At 68.7% G+C, this 18,569-nt stretch carries 16 protein-coding genes; 5 read left to right on the forward strand and 11 right to left on the reverse strand.

Annotated features, from left to right (window positions below):
* Positions 1-25: 25 nt before the first annotated feature.
* The 9 genes from ACWPN5_RS17945 to ACWPN5_RS17985 all read right to left on the reverse strand — a co-directional run bounded on the left by ACWPN5_RS17945 (position 26) and on the right by ACWPN5_RS17985 (position 9,959).
* Positions 26-1,003, reverse strand: coding sequence for a branched-chain amino acid ABC transporter permease (locus tag ACWPN5_RS17945; protein ID WP_145689829.1), 978 nt, complete (start codon positions 1,001-1,003; stop codon positions 26-28).
* A 3-nt stretch (positions 1,004-1,006) separates the two neighbouring features.
* Positions 1,007-1,894, reverse strand: a complete 888-nt coding sequence (locus tag ACWPN5_RS17950; protein ID WP_145689830.1) for a branched-chain amino acid ABC transporter permease — start codon at positions 1,892-1,894, stop codon at positions 1,007-1,009.
* An 18-nt stretch (positions 1,895-1,912) separates the two neighbouring features.
* Positions 1,913-2,638: an ABC transporter ATP-binding protein gene (locus ACWPN5_RS17955; protein WP_492296629.1), complete on the reverse strand. Its 726-nt coding sequence runs from the start codon at positions 2,636-2,638 to the stop codon at positions 1,913-1,915.
* A 4-nt stretch (positions 2,639-2,642) separates the two neighbouring features.
* The gene (locus tag ACWPN5_RS17960; protein ID WP_492296630.1) at positions 2,643-3,422 is read right to left on the reverse strand and encodes an ABC transporter ATP-binding protein; all 780 of its coding nucleotides are present in this window, start codon (positions 3,420-3,422) and stop codon (positions 2,643-2,645) included.
* A gap of 109 nt (positions 3,423-3,531) precedes the next feature.
* A complete protein-coding gene (locus tag ACWPN5_RS17965; RefSeq protein WP_492296632.1) occupies positions 3,532-4,761 on the reverse strand; it encodes an ABC transporter substrate-binding protein in 1,230 nt (409 codons plus the stop codon).
* Between the two features lie 46 nt (positions 4,762-4,807).
* Entirely contained in the window at positions 4,808-6,328 is a 1,521-nt protein-coding gene (locus tag ACWPN5_RS17970) for an FAD-dependent oxidoreductase (protein WP_492296634.1), read from the reverse strand.
* A 27-nt stretch (positions 6,329-6,355) separates the two neighbouring features.
* The gene (locus tag ACWPN5_RS17975; RefSeq protein WP_492296636.1) at positions 6,356-7,618 is read right to left on the reverse strand and encodes a CaiB/BaiF CoA transferase family protein; all 1,263 of its coding nucleotides are present in this window, start codon (positions 7,616-7,618) and stop codon (positions 6,356-6,358) included.
* On the reverse strand, positions 7,615-8,442 hold the full coding sequence (locus ACWPN5_RS17980; RefSeq protein WP_492296638.1) for a citryl-CoA lyase: 828 nt from the start codon (positions 8,440-8,442) through the stop codon (positions 7,615-7,617). Before ACWPN5_RS17980 ends, ACWPN5_RS17975 begins: the two co-directional genes overlap by 4 nt.
* A 38-nt stretch (positions 8,443-8,480) precedes the next feature.
* Positions 8,481-9,959: an aldehyde dehydrogenase gene (locus ACWPN5_RS17985; RefSeq protein ID WP_492296640.1), complete on the reverse strand. Its 1,479-nt coding sequence runs from the start codon at positions 9,957-9,959 to the stop codon at positions 8,481-8,483.
* A 212-nt stretch (positions 9,960-10,171) separates the two neighbouring features.
* On the opposite strand from ACWPN5_RS17985, the gene ACWPN5_RS17990 reads away from it, so the two are divergent.
* Together ACWPN5_RS17990 and ACWPN5_RS17995 are read left to right on the forward strand one after the other, a co-directional pair.
* The gene (locus tag ACWPN5_RS17990; protein ID WP_200477363.1) at positions 10,172-10,885 is read left to right on the forward strand and encodes an IclR family transcriptional regulator; all 714 of its coding nucleotides are present in this window, start codon (positions 10,172-10,174) and stop codon (positions 10,883-10,885) included.
* A gap of 235 nt (positions 10,886-11,120) precedes the next feature.
* The gene (locus ACWPN5_RS17995) at positions 11,121-11,729 is read left to right on the forward strand and encodes a DUF2087 domain-containing protein (protein ID WP_492296642.1); all 609 of its coding nucleotides are present in this window, start codon (positions 11,121-11,123) and stop codon (positions 11,727-11,729) included.
* A 30-nt stretch (positions 11,730-11,759) separates the two neighbouring features.
* Here the strand turns inward: ACWPN5_RS17995 and ACWPN5_RS18000 are convergent, their stop codons facing one another.
* Both ACWPN5_RS18000 and ACWPN5_RS18005 read right to left on the reverse strand, forming a co-directional pair.
* Positions 11,760-12,488 (reverse strand): aspartate/glutamate racemase family protein, encoded by a 729-nt coding sequence (locus tag ACWPN5_RS18000; protein WP_200477365.1) that lies wholly within the window; start codon positions 12,486-12,488, stop codon positions 11,760-11,762.
* A gap of 61 nt (positions 12,489-12,549) precedes the next feature.
* Positions 12,550-13,998 (reverse strand): helix-turn-helix domain-containing protein, encoded by a 1,449-nt coding sequence (locus tag ACWPN5_RS18005; RefSeq protein WP_145679376.1) that lies wholly within the window; start codon positions 13,996-13,998, stop codon positions 12,550-12,552.
* 219 nt (positions 13,999-14,217) lie between these two features.
* On the opposite strand from ACWPN5_RS18005, the gene ACWPN5_RS18010 reads away from it, so the two are divergent.
* Genes ACWPN5_RS18010 through ACWPN5_RS18020 form a run of 3 tightly spaced genes read left to right on the forward strand, consistent with a single transcriptional unit; the run spans position 14,218 to position 18,406 of the window.
* The gene (locus ACWPN5_RS18010; protein WP_492296645.1) at positions 14,218-15,750 is read left to right on the forward strand and encodes an acyl-CoA carboxylase subunit beta; all 1,533 of its coding nucleotides are present in this window, start codon (positions 14,218-14,220) and stop codon (positions 15,748-15,750) included.
* A gap of 23 nt (positions 15,751-15,773) precedes the next feature.
* Complete coding sequence (locus ACWPN5_RS18015) at positions 15,774-17,774, forward strand: acetyl-CoA carboxylase biotin carboxylase subunit (RefSeq protein WP_492297992.1); 2,001 nt, start codon at positions 15,774-15,776, stop codon at positions 17,772-17,774.
* Positions 17,775-17,812: 38 nt separating this feature from the next.
* On the forward strand, positions 17,813-18,406 hold the full coding sequence (locus ACWPN5_RS18020) for a biotin transporter BioY (RefSeq protein WP_137141241.1): 594 nt from the start codon (positions 17,813-17,815) through the stop codon (positions 18,404-18,406).
* Positions 18,407-18,569: the final 163 nt, after the last annotated feature.

The following is an 18,569-nucleotide window of genomic DNA, read 5'->3' on the forward strand; positions in this document are numbered from 1 at the left end:
AGCGAGACTCCGGCGCGGCCGGGAATCAGCGTTTCCCCTTACCGGGCAGGCGGTGCAGCAGTTCACCCACGATGCCGCGGCGGAACAGCAGCACGCAGACGACGAAGATCGCGCCGATCACCACCGGCACCGGCAGGCTGGTCGAGGCGAGATAGCTTTCCAGCGTCACCACCAGCGCCGCCCCCACCACCGGGCCGAGCAGCGTGCCCATGCCGCCGAGCAGCGTCATCAGCACCACCTCGCCCGACATCTGCCACGTCACGTCGGTCAGCGAGGCGAGTTGGAAGACCAGCGCCTTGGTTCCGCCGGCCAGCCCGGCCAGCGCCGCCGACAGCACGAAGGCCAGCAGCTTGTAACGGTCGGTGCGGTAGCCCAGCGACACGGCGCGCGGCTCGTTCTCGCGGATCGCCTTCAGCACCTGACCGAAGGGCGAGTGGACCGTGCGCCAGATCAGGGCGAAGCCGCCGAGGAAGATTGCCAGCACGACGTAGTACATGGTCAGCGGCCGGCTGAGGTCGAACAGCCCGAACAGATGCCCGCGCGGCACCGCTTGGATGCCGTCCTCGCCATGGGTGAAGGGCAGTTGCAGGGCCAGGAAGAAGATCATCTGGCTCAGCGCCAGGGTGATCATGGCGAAGTAGATGCCCTGCCGGCGGATGGCGAGCAGGCCGAAGACCAGCCCCATCGCCCCGGCGGCCGCGGTGGCGGCGAGCAGCCCGGCCTCGGGCGTCCAGCCCCATTCCTTGACCGCGTGGGCGGCGACGTAGGCCGCCCCGCCGAAGAAGGCGGCATGGCCGAAGCTCAGCAGACCGGCGAAGCCGATCAGCAGGTTGAAGGCGCAGGCGAACAGCGCGAAGCACAGCACCTTCATCAGGAAGACCGGGTACAGGGCGTAGGGCGCCAGGACCGCCAGAAGCAGCAGGGCCCCGGTCAGCAGGACCTTCGGGGAACCGCCGCGCAGGGCGAGACCTTCGTGCAGCGTGTCCCTGGTTTGCAGGCTCATGGCTTATCTCTCCCGCCCGAACAGGCCGGCGGGCTTGACCATCAGCACCACAGCCATGATGACGAAGACGACGATGTTGGAGGCTTCCGGGTAGAAGACCTTGGTCAGGCCCTCCAGCAAACCCAGCCCCAGGCCGGTGACGATGGCGCCGAGGATCGAACCCATGCCGCCGATCACCACCACCGCGAAGACGACGATGATGAGGTTTGAGCCCATCATCGGCGAGACCTGATAGATCGGTGCGGCCAGCACCCCGGCCAGCCCGGCCAGCGCCACCCCGAAGCCGTAGGTCAGCGACACCATCACCGGCACGTTGATGCCGAAGGCCTGGACCAGGGTCGGGTTCTCGGTGGCCGCCCGCAGATAGGCGCCCAGCTTCGTCCGCTCGATGGCGAACCACGTGCCCAGGCAGACCAGCAGCGAGGCCGCCACCACCCAGCCGCGGTAGGTCGGCAGATACATGAAGCCGAGGTTGGTCCCGCCCTTCAGCAGGTCCGGGATCGGGTAGGGCTGGCCCGACACGCCGTAGTGATGGCGGAAGGCGCCCTCGAAGATCAGCGCGAGGCCGAAGGTCAGCAGCAGGCCGTAGAGATGGTCGACCTTGTAGAGCCGGCGCAGCAGCGTGCGCTCCAGCGCCAGCCCGACCAGCCCGACCACCAGCGGCGCCAGAATCAGTGCCCCCCAGTAGCCGACACCGGCGTAGGTCAGCAGAAGCCACGCCACGAAGGCGCCGACCATGTAGAGGGCGCCGTGCGCCATGTTGACGACGTTGAGCATGCCGAAGATCACGGCCAGCCCGAGGCTGAGCAGCGCGTAGAAGGAGCCGTTGATCAGGCCGAGCAGAAGCTGGCCGAACAGGGCCTGCGGCGGAATGCCGAGCAGTTGGGACATCGGGCGTTCTTCTCCCGCTCACACGCCGAGATAGGTGTGGAGCTTGTCCATATTGGCGTGGAGCTGGTCGTTGGGGATCATGTCCACCACATGCCCCTCCTCCATCACGTAGTGACGGTCGGCGATGGTGGCGGCGAAGCGGAAGTTCTGCTCGACCAGCAGGATGGTGAAGCCGCGCTGCTTCAGCGCCCGCACCGCCACGCCGATCTGCTCGATGATGACGGGGGCGAGTCCCTCGGTCGGCTCGTCCAGCAGGATCAGGCCGGCGCCGGTGCGCAGGATGCGGCCGATCGCCAGCATCTGCTGCTCGCCGCCGGACAGGCGCGTGCCTTGCGTCGCGCCGCGGCCCTTCAGGTTGGGGAACAGCGCGTGGATCTGCGGGACCGTCATCCCGCCCTCCTTCACCACCGGCGGCAGCGCCAGATTCTCGTCCACGCTGAGGCTGGAGAAAATCCCGCGCTCCTCCGGCACATAGCCGATGCCGAGGCGGGGAATCCTGTGCGGCGCCATACCGATCAGCTCCTGGCCCTGGAAGCGGATGGAGCCGGTGCGCTTGCCCATGATCCCCATGATGGCGCGCATGGTGGAGGTCTTGCCGGCGCCGTTGCGGCCGAGCAGCGTCACCACCTCGCCCTGCCGCACCGCGATGTCGACGCCGTGCAGCACATGGCTTTCGCCGTAGAAGCCGTGCAGGTCGGCGATGTCGAGCATCGCCGTCCCGGTCCGGGCGGTCGTTGCGCGCATCCCCTCAGGCATGTCCGGTCCCCATGTAGGCTTCCATGACCTGCGGGTTGCGCGAGACGGCCTCGTACGGCCCTTCCGCCAGGATTTCGCCGCGGCGGAGCACGGTGATGGTGTCCGACAGGTGGGCGACGACCGACAGGTTGTGCTCCACCATCAGAATGGTGCGGTCGGCGGAAACGCGCTTGATCAGCGCGGCGGTGCCCTCGATGTCCTCGTGGCCCATGCCGGCCAGCGGCTCGTCAAGCAGCATCACCTCCGGGTCGAGTGCGAGCGTGGTGGCGATCTCCAGCGCGCGCTTGCGCCCGTAGGGCAGCTCGGCGGCCAGATGGTCGGCCCACGGGGTGAGGTTCACCGCCTCGATCAGCTCCAGCGCGCGGCCCCGCAGGTCGCGCAGCGTCTCCTCGGACTTCCAGAAATGGAAGCTGGTGCCGAGCGGGCGCTGCAACGCGACGCGGACATTCTCCAGCACGCTGAGGTGCGGGAAGACCGCGGAGATCTGGAAGGAGCGGACCATGCCGAGCAGCGCCACGTCGGCGGGCTTCATGGCGGTGATGTCTCGTCCCTTGTAGAGAATCCGGCCGCGCGTCGGTGTCAGGAACTTGGTCAGCAGGTTGAAGACCGTGCTCTTGCCCGCCCCGTTCGGGCCGATCAGCGCGTGGATGGTGCCGCGGCGGACCTGGAGGTTCACCTCCTTCACCGCGACGAAGCCCTTGAACTCCATCGTCAGGCCACGCGCTTCCAGGATGATGTCGCCGGTGTGCCCGGCCGTGTGTCCGGTGGTCATGTCTGTCCTTTCCCGGTGATGAGCCGGCCTCGCGCTGCCTCGGACTCAGGCCGGTGACGCCGCCGGCGCCGCGTCGCCGAAGCGCCGCGCCCCGACGGCGTGTTTCGCCTTACATCTTCTTGACGAGCGGGCAGTCGCTTTCGGACAGCGGCCGGAAGGCGCGTTCGGCGGGAACGCTGCGGACCAGCTTGTAATAGTCCCAGGGCGCCTTGGATTCCGCGGGGGTCTTCACCTGGAACAGATGCATGTCGCGCAGCACCCGGCCGTCCTCGCGCACCGAGCCGTTCTTCGTCATGAAGTCGTTCACCGGGGTCGCCTTCATCGTCTTCATGACGTCGGGGGCGGCGTCCGTCCCGGCGGCCTTGATCGCCTTCAGGTAATGGCTGACCGCACCGTAGACGCCGGCCTGATAGAAGGTCGGCATCGCCTTGCGCTTCTCGAAGAAGCGCTTGGAGAAGGCGCGCGTCTCGTCATTCATGTCCCAGTAGAAGGGGGTGGTCAGCATGATGTCCTGGGTTGCCGGCAGGCCCAGCGCGTGGACCTCGCTGATGGCGAGCAGCAGCGCCACGATGTTCTTGCCCGACTGGCCGAGGCCGAACTCCGCCGCCTGCTTGATCGCGTTCTGGGTGTCGGCCCCGGCGGTGGCGAGCGCCACGACCTTCGCCGGCGACGCCTGGGCCTGGAGCAGGAAGGACGAGAAGTCGGCGTTGTTGGCGGGCACCCGGACGCTGCCCAGGACCTTGCCCTTCTGGCTTTCGACGACGGCGCCGGTGTCACGCTCCAGCGCATGGCCGAAGGCGTAGTCGGAGGTCAGGAAGAACCAGCTGCTCAGGCCCGAGGCCACCACCGCCTCGGCCGTCACGTGGGCGAGGGCGTAGGTGTCGTAGGTCCAGTGCAGCCCGTTCGGTGTGCAGGCCTTGCCGGTCAGGTCCGAACTGGCCGGGGAGGAGAAGATGGCGACGCGGTTGGCCTCCTTGGTGATCTGCTGCACGGCCAGGGCCACCGCGGAGTTCGGGACGTCGATGATGGCGTCCACCTGATCGACGTCGTACCAGCGCCGCGCCGTCGAAGCGCCGATGTCGGCCTTGTTCTGATGGTCGGCGAAGATCAGCTCGACGGGCGTGCCGTTGACGGCGCCGCCGAAATCCTCCACCGCCATCTGCGCGGCGGCGATCGAGCCCTGACCGGTGCTGTCGGAGAGCTGGCCCGACAGATCGGTCAGGATGCCGATCTTGATCTTGCCGTCGCTGTAGGCGGCGCCCTGGGCGTGGGCCGGTGCGGAATAGGTCTGGGCGAGCAGGCAGGCGGCGATGGCCGCCGTCACGGCGTAGCGCTTCACGATTTCCTCCCAATGAATCTTTGGACCCGAGATTTTCTTATGATGGTCAGCCGGCGTTCCGGGATGCGGCCATGCTCTGGGCGGCGTGCTGGGCCGCGAGCCGGCCGAACACGGCGCCGCGCAGGACCGAGGTCGAGCCGGTGTAGACCTGGTGGTAGAGGCCGACGGTCTCGCCCGCCGCGTAGAGGCCGGGCATCGGCTGGCCGTTGCCGTCCAGAACGCGGGCGTCCACGTCCACCTTCAGCCCGCCGAAAGTGAAGCAGTTGGCCGAGACGATGGGGAAGGCACGGAACGGCCCCTTGACCAGCGGGCGCGCCCAGTTGGTCTTGGGCGGGGTCAGCCCGGTCGTCGCCAGACCGTCCACCCGCGTCGGGTCGAAACCGGCGGCGTCGGACGGGCAGGCGGCGTTGTAGGCGGCGACCGTCGCCCTGGTGGCGTCCGCCGGCAGGCCGAGCTTCTCGATCAGGGCGTCGAGCGTTGGCGCCTCGATGGCCGGCACGTCGCTGCGGATGCTGGTGCGCCAGCGCGGGATGTCCTCCACCTGATCGTCGAACAGGACGTAGGCGAGCCCTTCCGGCTGGTCGGCGACGACGCGCGTGATGTGGTCGTAGGTGGCGTCGGCGGTGCCCGGCGCCTCGTCGAGGAAGCGCTCGCCCCGCTTGTTGACCAGCACGCCGTAGGGCCAGATGAAGATCACCGCCTCGGGCTGGCGGGAGCGCGGATCGACCGGCTCGGCGTGGTAGGAGCCGAAATCGCCGGCCGGCGCCGCCCCGGCATCAAGCGCCATGCGGATGCCCTCGCCGCGGTTGTAGTAGCCGCCGCGCGCCACCGGCCGCACATGCTTGGCGCGCGCCCCCATGTAGCGGGTCATCATCTCGGTGTTGCCCTGATAGCCGCCCGAGGCCAGGACCGTCGAACGGCCGCGGATGGCGACGCGCAGGCCGTCCGGCCCGGTGGCGTGGACGCCGCCGATGCGACCCTGCCCGTCGCGCAGCAGGTCGAGCGCGGTGGTGCGGTAGAGCACGCGGGCGCCGAGCGCCTTCGCCTCCGCCATCAGCCGCTCGATCAGGGCGAGGCCACCGCCCTGGGCGGCGATGCGCTGGGTGTTCTGGGTCAGCAGATAGATCGGCTGCGGCTCGAAACGCAGGCCGAACTCCTTGAGCCAGCCGATGGTCGTCGGCACCCGCTCGGCGAAGCGGGCGATCACCTCCGGATCGGGGAAGGGATGGGCCTTCACGTAATCGGGCCAGTATTCATAGGGCTCGGCGGCGGCGGCCAGAACGTTGGGGTCGATGTTCAGCCCGGCGTTGGCGGCGAAATGCTCCTCGAAATCGTCGGCGATCTCGGAATCGTTCTTCATCCGCATGTAGGCTTCGGTCCAGCGCGAGTTGCCGCCGAAATCCTCCTCCGGAGCCCGCTCCAGCAGCGTGACCGACAGCCCGGCCTGCAAGGCCGTCACCGCCGCCGAAAGCCCGGCGATGCCGCAGCCGACGATCACCAGATCGCTGATATCATTGTCGCTGGGGGTGTTGTTGCCGGCCGGGCTCATCCTGGTTTCCTCCGTCATTTCATTCGTCTCCTGACCTGTCCCGCTTCATCCGGCGAGGCGTTTCTGATTCTTGCCCGGTGCACGGTCGGTGGCGCCGTTGGTGGTGCCGTCGGCCACGATGACCCCGGCCTCCACCAGCCGTTCGATTACCGCCGGGTCATAGCCGGCCTCCGCCAACACGGCGCGCGTGTCCTGGCCGACGCGCGGCGGATCGCAGCGGATCGCCAGATCGGCAGCCGCCACATGGATCGGCAGCCGGGGCAGGGCTGTCCGTACCCCGTTGGGCAGGGTGGTCGGCATCAGCCCGCCGGTCGCCCGCAGATGCGGGTCGTCGAACAGATCCTCCGGCCGGGCGATCGGGGCGAAGGGGATGCGGGCGCGCTCGCACACCGACACCGCCTCCTCCATCGACAGGCCGCCGAACAGCGCCGTCAGCAGCGGCAGCAGGCGCGGCCGGGCGGCGATGCGGTCGTTGTTGGTGCGGAACTGCGGATCGTCGCGCAGGTCCGGCCGGTCGATGGTGGCGCAGAAGCGCTCCCAATGGCTGTCAGTGGTGATCCCGACGAAGATCGGCCGCCCGTCGGCAGTGTGGAAGGTCTCGTAGACCGCCCAGGCCGACACGCGCTCCGGCATCGGCGGGATCGGCGCGTCCGACTGGGCGGCGTAGCAGAGATGCTGCCCCATCAGGAACACCGTGGTCTCAAACAGGGCGGATTCGACGGTCTGCCCCCGGCCGGTCCGCTCCCGCTCGCGCAGCGCCACCAGGATGGCGATGACCGCGAACATGCCGCCGGTGATGTCCACCACCGACGTGCCGGCGCGCAGCGGCCGGCCGCTCGGCCCGGTCATGTAGGCGAGCCCGGTCATCATCTGCACCACCTCGTCGAGCGCGAGGCGCCCGGCGTACGGGCCGTCGAGGAAGCCTTTCAGGCTGGCGTAGATCAGCCGTGGGTTGATGGCGGCCAGCGTCTCGGCGCCCAACCCCAGCCGGTCCATCGTGCCGGGGGCGAAATTCTCCACCAGCACGTCGGTCTCGGCGACGAGGCGGCGGGCGATCTCGCGTCCTTCCGGCGATTTCAGGTCGACGGCGAGCGAACGCTTGTTGCGGTTGAAATAGCCGAAATAGCCGGTGCCGAAGCCCTTCAGATGGCGGGTGGGCTCGCCGTTGGGCACCGGCTCGATCTTCACCACGTCGGCGCCGAGGTCGGCGAGGATCATGGCGCAGGACGGCCCCATCACCGTGTGGCCGAAGTCGAGCACCTTGACGCCGGCCAGGGGCAGCGGATTGTCGGCGGACGGGCCGGTCATGCGCCGCCTCCCGGCACCGGGCGCGGCGCGGCGCCGTCGTAGCGGTAGGGGATGGACGGCGGCATCGGCCCCTTGATCCGGCCGCCCTGCTGCGACTGCTCCCAGGCGTGCGCCAGGATGCCGACCGAGCGCGACAGCACGAACAGCCCGCGCCCGAGCCCGGACGGGAAGCCGAGTTCGGCGAACACCACGGCGGTGGCGCCGTCAATGTTCATCGGCACGCGCTTGCCCTTGCGGGCGGCCAGCGCGTCCTCGACGGCGCGGCCGATGGCGGCGACCTCCCCGGTGACCGCCCCCTCGCCCGTCGCCTCCTCCACCAGGGCCAGCAGGCGGCCGGCGCGGGGATCGACGGGGTGGAAGCGGTGGCCGAAGCCGGGAATGTGCTCGCGCCGCTCCAGCCGGGCGGCGATCTCGGCGTCCGCCGCCGCGGCCAGGGTGGCGCCTTCCGCCATGCGGGCGGCGATGGTCGTGTACAACTCCATGCATTGCTGGCCGGCGCCGCCATGGACGTCGCCCAGCGCGTTGATGCCGGAGGCCATGGCGTTGTTCAGCCCGACGCCGCAGGTGGCGGCCATGCGGGCCGTGGCGATGGATGGCGCCTGCGGCCCGTGGTCCACCGCCGCGACCAGCGCGGCCCCCAGCAGCCGGCCCTGGGCCGGCGTCGGCAGGTCGCCGCGCAGCATCAGCCAGACCATGTCGGGAAAGCCGATCGTGCCGATCAGTTCCTCGATGGCGTAGCCGCGCACCCGGATCGAACCTGGATGGATGTCGATGATCGACGTCCGCCACCAGCCGGCGGCGGTATCGATGGTCGCTTCGGACATGGGAATGCTCCCGGGGCAAGGCCCCTGCAGGCCCGGCCTCAGCCGAGCACGAAGGGGTTGGCGCGGTTGGGCTTGGTGGTGATCCAGACGCTCTTGGTCTGGAGATATTCCTTGATCGCCTCCACGCCGCCCTCGCGGCCGAGGCCGGAGCGCTTGTAGCCGCCGAAGGGCGTGGTGAAGCTGGTGGAGCGGTAGTTGTTCACCCACACCGTCCCGGCGCACAGCCGGTCCACGCACTGCATCGCGCGGTGCAGGTCGCGCGTCCACACGCCGGCCGCCAGCCCGAACTCGACGTCGTTGGCTATGCGCAGCGCGTCCTCCTCGTCCTCGAAGGGGATGACGCAGAGGACCGGGCCGAACACCTCCTCCTGGGCGATGCGCATGTCGTTGCGGACGCCGGTGAAGATGGTCGGCGCGACGAACTGCCCCTGGCCGTACTCCGGTCCCGACAGGGCATGGCCGCCGAGCGCGCAGACCGCGCCCTCCGCCTTGGCCATCTCGATCATCCGCAGGATCTTCTCCCACTGCGCGCGGGTGGCGATGGGTCCGATCTGCGTGTCCATCTTCGACGGATCACCGATGCGCGCCTCGCCCGCCGCCGCGACCAGCTTCTCCACGAAGGCGTCGTGGATGGTCTTCTGCACCAGCAGGCGCGAGCCGGCCATGCAGGTCTGGCCCGAGGCGCCGAACACGCCGGAGATGGCGCCCTTCACCGCCTGGTCGAGGTCGGCGTCGTCGAAGACGATGTTCGGCGACTTGCCGCCCAGTTCCAGCGTCACCTTCTTCAGGCCCGGCGCCGCCGCCTCGTTGACGCGCTGGCCGCCGATGTCGCCGCCGGTGAAGGCGACCTTGGCGGTCAGGCGATGGCGGACCAGCGGCTCGCCGACCTCGCCGCCGAAGCCGGTGACGACGTTGACGACGCCGCGCGGGAAGCCCGCCTCATGGGCCAGCTTCGCCAGCTCCAGGATGGAGGCGGAGGTGTATTCCGACGGCTTGATGACGATGGTGTTCCCGGCGGCCAGGGCCGGGGCCATCTTCCAGGTGGTCAGAGCCAGCGGCGAGTTCCACGGCGTGATGGCGACGACGACGCCGAGCGGCTCGTACTTCACATAGTTGAAGACGTCGGCCTTGTTGATCGGCACGACGGCGCCCTGAACCTTGTCGGCGAGGCCGGCGTAGTAGTGGAACCACTGGGCGACGTTGCGCACCTGCCCGCTGACCTCGGCCATCAGCTTGCCGTTGTCGCGCTGCTCGATGGCGCCCAGCCGGTCGACGTTGCGCTCGATCAGCTCGGCCAGCCGGCGCAGCAGGGCGCCGCGCTGGGTCGCGGTCAGCCCGGCCCATTCCGGAGCCAGGAAGGCGCGGTGCGCCGCTTCGATCGCGCGATCGGCGTCGCCCTGCGTCCCGCGCGGAATCTCCGCCCACGCCCGCCCCGAATAGGGCTCCGTCGATTCGAACCACTCGTTGGACACCGGATCGCACCAGTCCCCGTCGATGAACAGCCTGTAGCGTTCCACCCTTCGCCTCGCAGAAGTTCTGTTAGATAGAACCATGTTTCACCTAAGAGAACATAGGTGCGCTAAATGCGTCAACCCCGAACCGTTCAGCACCGAACATTTTTCGGCCCTGGACATCCTTGACGTCCGAGGGTTGTGTCGGGGAAAAATGCACGCTAAGGCCTGCTGATGGCCGAGCGTGCCGACGCCGGGCCGTCAACGAAGGATGCGATATGACCGACGAAAAGCCCAAGACGACCACGGCTCCCGCCGGCGGGGTGGAGGCCGTCGACCGGGCGTTGAGCGTCGTCGGCTGCTTCCAGGCGGGCGACCACGCGCTGAGCCTGACGGAGATCGCGGCGCGGACCGGGCTCTACAAGAGCACCATCCTGCGGCTGACCGTGTCCCTTGAAAAGGCCGGCTATCTCATCCGCCACCAGGACAAGTCCTATCGGCTCGGGCCGGAGCTGATGCGGCTGGGCGGGCTCTACCAGCGCTCCCTGCGCCTGGAGGACCATGTCCGGCCGGTGCTGCGCCAGCTGATGCGCGAGAGCGGGGAGAGCGCGTCCTTCTTCCGGCGCGAGGGGGCGTGGCGGATCTGCGCGTTCCGCGAGGATTCGACGCAGGCGATCCGCGACCACGTCCACGAAGGCGACCGCCTGCCCCTGGATCGCGGGGCGGCCGGCCATGTGCTCCTCCGCTTCTCCGGGACGGTGTCGGCGGAGGACTTCGCCGCCCTGCCGCTGCTGTCCTTCGGCGAGCGGGAGTCCGAGACCGGGGCCGCCGCCGTTCCGGTCTTCTCCCAGCGGGAGGGGCTGGTCGGCGCCCTGACCCTGTCGGGCCCGCTGACGCGCTTCACCGAGGAGCGCGTGGCGGTGATGATGCCCCTGTTGCTGGCGGCCGGCCACCGGCTGTCGGAAACCCTGGGCGGCCATTACCCGAGCTGAGGGTTCGTCTGCGGGCGGAGCCGGGGGGCGTCGCTCTGCCCAGGCGGCTTGCCAGCGCCGCCGCCTTGCGGTAGAAAACACCTCTGGTCGGCAGTTCACCAAGGCGTCGCCGCCCCGTTCCGGGGAGCTAAACCTGCCACGACACCCCATCGACCGACACCTCATCGCGTGCCGCGTCGGAAGTTGGCGACCACCGGCATCCCTCCGCGGATTGGCGCGTTGTGAGGATGAATCCATGTCCAGAACGCCGCTGCCCTACAGCGCGGGCGATATTTCCGCTCTTGCGCGCTCGCTGCGCGCGCAACTTGCCAACCGGACCGAGCCGCCCGGCCATGTCGAATGGCTCAACATGCTGGCCAAGGCGGTCGGCTGCCGGAACTTCCAGCATTTCCGGGTCCAGGCCCAAACACAGGCCCAGATCCAGCCCCAGGCCCAGACGGTGGAGCAAATCACGGCGCAGGACCCTCCCGGCGTGACGGTGGACGCGCCGCCACCGGTCGATCCGGTCCGGCTCCTGAAGGTGGCACGCTGCTTCGACGCCGCCGGCGCCCTGCTGCGCTGGCCGCCGAAGCGCAGCGAGCGCGACCTGTGCCTGTGGATTCTGTGGTCGCGGATCGACGCCGGCCGGGCGATGGGCGAGGGCGAGGTGAACGACGTCCTGCGCGGCGCCAACCGGTTCGGCGACCATGTCCTGCTGCGCCGCGAGCTGTGCGATTTCGGCCTGCTCGACCGGACGCGCGACGGGCGTGTCTACCGGCGCGTCGAGCGCCGGCCGCCGCCGGAGGCGCTCGCCATGATCCGGCGCCTGAAGGCGGCACCCGCCGCCGGAGGGGCGCCGTCCTGAGGCGTCGGTCTCCGGCGGGTCGGCGGTGGCCTAGTCGCCCAGCGCGAAGGCCACCGCGGCGTCGGTGTGGAGCGCCGTCGTGTTGAACATCGGAAACCCCGGCCGGTCAGCCTGATCGACCAGCAGGAAGATCTCGGTGCAGCCGAGGATCACTCCCTGCGCTCCGTCTTCGGCCATCCGGTCGATGATCTCCAGATATTGGGCCTTGGACTCCGGACGCAGGTCGCGCCGCACCAGCTCGTCGAAGATGATGCGGTCGACCGTCGCCTTGTCGGGATCGGAGGGCACCATGATCTCGACCCCGAAGCGCTCCTCGTAACGGCGGCGCAGGTCCTCGGAGAGCATCGTCGCCATCGTGCCGAGCAGTGCCACCCGCGACAGGCCGGCGGCCCGCATCGCCGCACCGGTCGGGTCGGCGATGTGGATGAAGGGGGTGGCGCGGTCGGCCATGATCGGCTCGACCACACGGTGCATGGTGTTCGACACGCACAGGATCACGTCGGCCCCGGCGCGCTCCAGCGCGTCGACCTTGCCGGACAGATAGCGCCGCGCGGCGTCCCATTCGTTCCGTCGGACGAAATGCTCGATGTTGCCGAAGTTGACGCTGACGATGACGATCTCGCCGTTGTCCCAGCCGCCGAAGCGGGCGTTCAGCCCCTCGTTCAGCAGGCGGTAATATTCGGCGGTGGCCTGGTTGCTCATGCCACCGAGGACGCCGATGGTCTTCTGGGGCAAGGGCCGGGCGGTGGGCGTCGTCATGTCGTGATCCTGTCGGTTGGGCCGCGGATGATAGAGCGGCCGCAGCGGAATCGCCAACCCTTCAGGCCTTTTCCACGGTCCGCCCCTCCTGGGTGAACAGGTAGGGGACGAAGCTGCGGTGGTGCTCGTCCACCGAGAGCTGGCTGCCGATGGGCGGGAAGGCGCGCTGCTGGCAGTCGGTGCGCTCGCAGATTCGGCAGTTCACGCCGATCGGCACGGCGGCGGCCTCGTTGGAGGTGTCGATGCCGGCGGCGTAGACGATCTCGTTGGCGTGGGTCGCCTCGCAGCCTAGCCCGACGGCGAACTGGCGCGACGGCTTCAGATAGGCGCCGCCGCGCTTGGTCACCGTGCGGGCGATACCGATGTAGGTGGTGCGGTCGGGCATGGTGGCGAACTGCACCAGGATCTTGCCGGGCTGGGCGAAGGCCTCGTGCACGTTCCACAGCGGGCAGGCGCCGCCGAAGCGCGCGAAGTGGAAGCGCGTCGCCGAATGGCGCTTGGTGATGTTGCCGGCCATGTCCACCCGCACGAAGTAGAAGGGCAGGCCGCGCGCCCCCGGCCGCTGCAGGGTGGACAGCCGGTGGCAGACCTGCTCGAAGCTGGCGCCGAAGCGGCTCTGCAACTGCTCGACGTCGTGGCGCAGCGCGCGGGCCTGGGCGGCGAAGGCGCGGTAGGGCAGGACCAGCGCCCCCGCGAAATAGTTGGCGAGCCCGACGCGGCAGATCGACCGCGCGTCCTCGCTGGAGAATTTCGCCTGGGCGACGCGCTCCTCGATCACGTCGCCGAAGCCCAGCAGGGCGATCTGGTGCGCCATGTGGAAGGCGCGGCTGGGGCCGTTCAGCAAGGCGGACAGGCGCAGCGTGCCGGTGCTGCCGTCGTAGCTGCGCATGGCCGTCTCGCCATCGTCGGCGACGATCTTCACACGGACGTCGTGCCGCCGCTTCAGATAGGCGGCCAGCTCGTTCAGCAGGGCGCCGGAGTGGATCTTCTCCGTGTTCCACAGATTTTCCGCCGCCTCGTCCAGCGGGCCGATGTAGTTGTTGCAGTAGTGGAAGTAGTCGCGGACCTCCTCGTAGGGGAACTGTGGCCCGGCGAAGGCGTCGCTCGGTTCCTGGTTGGACAGGCTGTCGGCCAGCGACTGCACCCGCTCGTGAAGCTTCTGGTAGGCCTGGTGCAGGCTCAGCACGCGGCGGGCCAGTTCCGGGCTTGAGCCGACGGCGCTGCGCAGCTCCGCGTTGGTCAGCGGCGCCCCGGCGAACAGCGGGTCGGCCAGGGCCTCGCGCAGGTCGGCGACGAGACGGCTGTCCTCGTCCTCGACGAAGTTGGACAGGTCCACCTCGAACACGGCGGAGATCTTCAGCAGCACTGGCAGGGTCAGCGGACGCTGGTTGTTCTCGATCTGGTTCAGGTAGCTCGGCGACAGGTCCAGCGTCTTGGCCAGCGCCGCCTGGGTCAGCCCGCGCTGTTCGCGCAGGCGGCGGAGCTTGTAGCCGAGGAAGAGCTTCTGCATGGACCCGCCTATCACCCGAAGATTATGCCGAAGTGCATATTTGCAATCTTGGCAAACCGCGCGCTGCGTTTGCAAAGATGTTCGCAACTTCGCACATTTTTCCCGCCCGGCCAATTGCCCTGTTGCAAATCTTGTGAATAATCCAGGCGTTCCGGTGAGGGGACCGCTGCCACAAGGTTCGCAAGGTCCTCCGCCGCTCGCCAAAGTGGGAAACGCCTGATGCAAGAAATTCTGGCCAAGTTGGACGCCATGCGCTCCGGTGCGCGGCTGGGCGGCGGCGAAAAGCGCGTCGCCGGGCAGCACGCCAAGGGCAAGCTGACCGCGCGGGAGCGCATCGAACTCTTCCTCGACGAAGGCTCGTTCGAGGAGTTCGACATGTTCGTGCAGCACCGCTGCAACGACTTCGGCATGGAAGGCCAGAAGGTTCCCGGCGACGGCGTGGTCACCGGTCACGGCACGGTGAACGGCCGCCTCGTCTTCGTGTTCAGCCAGGACTTCACCGTCTTCGGCGGCTCGCTGTCGGAAGCCCACGCCGAGAAGATCTGCAAGATCATGGAGCAGGCGATGAAAGTCGGCGCGCCGGTCATCGGCCTGAATGATTCCGGCGGCGCCCGCATCCAGGAGGGCGTGGCCTCGCTCGGCGGCTACGCCGAGGTGTTCCAGCGCAACGTCAACGCCTCGGGCGTCATCCCGCAGATCTCGCTGATCATGGGGCCGTGCGCCGGTGGTGCGGTGTATTCGCCGGCCATGACCGACTTCATCTTCATGGTGAAGGACAGCTCCTACATGTTCGTGACCGGCCCGGACGTGGTGAAGACGGTCACGCACGAGGTGGTCACGGCGGAGGAGCTGGGCGGGGCGATCACCCATTCCAGCAAGTCCGGCGTCGCCGACATGGCCTTCGAGAACGATGTCGAGGCGCTGCTCCAGCTCCGCCGCTTCATCGACTTCCTGCCGGCCTCCAACCGCGAGCGGGCGCCGGAGCGTCCCTGCACCGACCCGATCGACCGCGACGACCTGTCGCTCGACACGCTGGTGCCGGAGAACCCGAACAAGCCCTACGACATGAAGGAGCTGATCCTCAAGACGGTCGACGAGGGCGACTTCTTCGAGCTTCAGCCCGACTATGCCAAGAACATCATCATCGGCTTCGGCCGCATGAACGGCAGCACGGTCGGCATCGTCGCCAACCAGCCGATGGTTCTGGCCGGCTGCCTGGACATCGACAGCTCCAAGAAGGCCGCGCGCTTCGTGCGCTTCTGCGACGCCTTCGAGATTCCGATCCTGACCCTGGTGGACGTCCCCGGCTTCATGCCGGGCACCTCGCAGGAGTACGGCGGCATCATCAAGCACGGCGCCAAGCTGCTGTTCGCCTACGCCGAGGCCACCGTGCCGAAGATCACCGTCATCACGCGCAAGGCCTACGGCGGCGCCTATGACGTGATGGCGTCCAAGCATCTGCGCGGCGACATCAACTACGCCTGGCCGTCGGCGGAGATCGCGGTGATGGGGCCGAAGGGTGCCGTGGAGATCATCTTCCGCGGCGACATCGGCGACACCGCCAAGATCGAGGCGCGCACCGAGGAGTACCGGCAGAAGTTCGCCAACCCGTTCGTGGCGGCGTCGCGCGGCTACATCGACGACGTCATCATGCCGCACGGCACCCGCCGGCGCGTCATCAAGGCATTGTCCATGCTGAAGAACAAGCAGCTCCAGAACCCCTGGCGCAAGCACGACAACATCCCGCTCTGAAGGCGCGCCGCCCCATGACGACCCTGTTCTCAAAGATCCTGATCGCGAACCGCGGCGAGATCGCCTGCCGCGTCATCCGCACGGCGCGCCGCCTGGGCATCAAGACGGTCGCCGTCTATTCGGACGCCGACAAGAACGCCCTGCACGTCGAGATGGCCGACGAGGCCGTCCACATCGGCGCCGCCCCCTCGGCGCAGAGCTACCTGCTGATCGACCGCATCGTCGACGCCTGCAAGAAGACCGGCGCCCAGGCCGTCCATCCCGGCTACGGCTTCCTATCGGAGAAGCGCGAGTTCCAGGAGGCGCTGGCAGCATCCGGCATCGCCTTCATCGGCCCGGACGCCCACGCCATCCAGGCGATGGGCGACAAGATCGAGTCCAAGAAGCTGGCCAAGGCGGCGGGCGTCAGCACGGTGCCCGGCTATCTGGGCGTCATCGCCGATGACAGCGAGGCGGTGACCATCGCCCGCGACATCGGCTACCCGGTGATGATCAAGGCGTCGGCCGGCGGCGGCGGCAAGGGCATGCGCGTGGCCTGGAACGACGAGGAGGCCCGCGAAGGCTTCCGCTCGGCCCAGAACGAGGCGCGTTCCTCCTTCGCCGACGACCGCGTCTTTGTCGAGAAGTACATCCAGCAGCCGCGCCACATCGAGATCCAGGTGCTGGCGGACGGGCAAGGCACCGCGCTCTATCTGGGCGAGCGCGAATGCTCGATCCAGCGCCGCCACCAGAAGGTCATCGAGGAGGCGCCGTCGCCCTTCCTCGACGCCGCGACCCGCAAGGCGATGGGCGAGCAGGCCGTGGCGCTGGCCCGCGCCGTGGACTACAAGTCCGCCGGCACGGTCGAGTTCATCGTCGACGCCGAGCGCAACTTCTACTTCCTGGAGATGAACACCCGTCTCCAGGTGGAGCATCCGGTCACCGAGCTGGTCACCGGCCTCGACCTCGTCGAGCTGATGATCCGCGTCGCGGCGGGCGAGAAGCTGACGCTGCGCCAGGACGACATCAAGCTGCACGGCTGGGCCATCGAGTCCCGCGTCTACGCCGAGGACCCCTTCCGCAATTTCCTGCCCTCGACCGGCCGGCTGACCCACTACCGTCCGCCGTCGGAGGACCCGCATGTCCGCGTCGATACCGGCGTCTACGAGGGCGGCGAGATTTCCATGTACTACGACCCCATGATCGCCAAGCTGTGCAGCTGGGGGTCGACGCGCGACGCCGCCATCGCCCGCATGCGCGAGGCGTTGGACCAGTATTACATCCGCGGCGTCAGCCACAACATCCCGTTCCTCGCCTCGCTGATGGCCAACCAGCGCTTCGTCGACGGCCGGTTGACCACCAACTTCATCGCCGAGGAATACCCGACCGGCTTCCACGCCTCCGACCTGCCGCCGGACGATCCGGCGGTGCTGATCGCTGTCGCCGCGGTGATCCACCGCTGCCTGAACGACCGCGACATCCAGATCAGCGGCAAGATGCCGGGCAACAAGGTCCGGGTGCGCGACGACTGGGTCGTCGTGATGGACGGCACGCAGCACCCGGTCCATGTCCGCCCGACGGACGGCAGCCCGCAACGCATCGGCTACACCGTCGATTTCGAGGGCAAGCACCATGTGGTGTGGAGCGACTGGATGCTCGGCCAGCCGCTGTTCCGCGGCACGGTGAACGGTGCGCATGTCTGCGTCCAGGTGGACCGCGTCGGCGTCGGCTACCGCCTGTCGCACTCCGGCAGCCAGGCGCTGGTCAAGGTGCTGACCCCGAACGCGGCGCGGCTCGACGCGCTGATGCCGGTGAAGGCACCGCCGGACATGTCGAAGTTCCTGCTGTCGCCGATGCCCGGCCTGCTCGTCTCGGTCGCCGTGACCGAGGGGCAGGAGGTCAAGGCCGGCGAGGTGCTGGCCGTGGTCGAGGCGATGAAGATGGAAAACATCCTGCGCGCGGCGCAGGATGGCACGGTGTCCAAGGTGCACGCGACGCCCGGCTCCAGCCTGGCGGTCGATCAGAAGATCCTGGAGTTCGCGTGAGCCAAGCGGGCTCCGACATATAGGGAAAGGTAAGGACGATGGCTTTCGCAAACACGCTTTCGCAGCGTGCCGCTTCGCTTCTCGAGACGGTCGCCCCGCGGGGCGGCCTGCTCACCGCCGCCACTGCGGCGGTTCTGGGCAGCCTGCTCCTGGCCGCCTCGGCCAAGGTTCAGGTCCCGTTCTGGCCGGTGCCGATGACGATGCAGAGCATGGTCGTCATCCTGCTCGGCATGGCCTACGGCAGCCGGCTCGCCACGGCGACGGTCCTGCTGTACCTGCTGGAAGGCCTCGCCGGTCTGCCGGTCTTCGCCGGTCCGGGCGCCGGCCCGGCCTACATGGCCGGCCCGACCGCCGGCTACCTGCTGGGCTTCGTCCTGGCCGCCGGCGTCACCGGCTGGCTGGCCGAGCGCGGCTGGGACCGCAGCCCGCTCAAGGCCGTCGGCGCCCTGGCGATCGGCCATGCCCTGCTGTTCGTCCCGGGCGTGGCCTGGATGGCCGTCCTGTTCGGCGGCGAGAAGGCCGTCGCGCTGGGCCTGACGCCGTTCCTGGCCGCTACGGTCCTGAAGACCGCGCTGGGTGCCGCGATCATGCAGGCCGCCTGGAAGGTCGTCGCCCGCCGGTCGCAGGGCTGAGGGTAGGGGGGATTTTGCCCCCTCCCTAACCCTTCCCCGCCTTTGGCGAGGGAGGGGACTTATCTCCCTCTCCCGCGAAGCGGGGGAGGGCCGGGGAGGGGGCAAGCGCCCACCCATTCATTGATCGTTTCAAATCATTCGAACCAAGAAGCCGTGTCGAGGA

This window comes from Azospirillum sp. UENF 211521 (genome assembly GCF_058780535.1).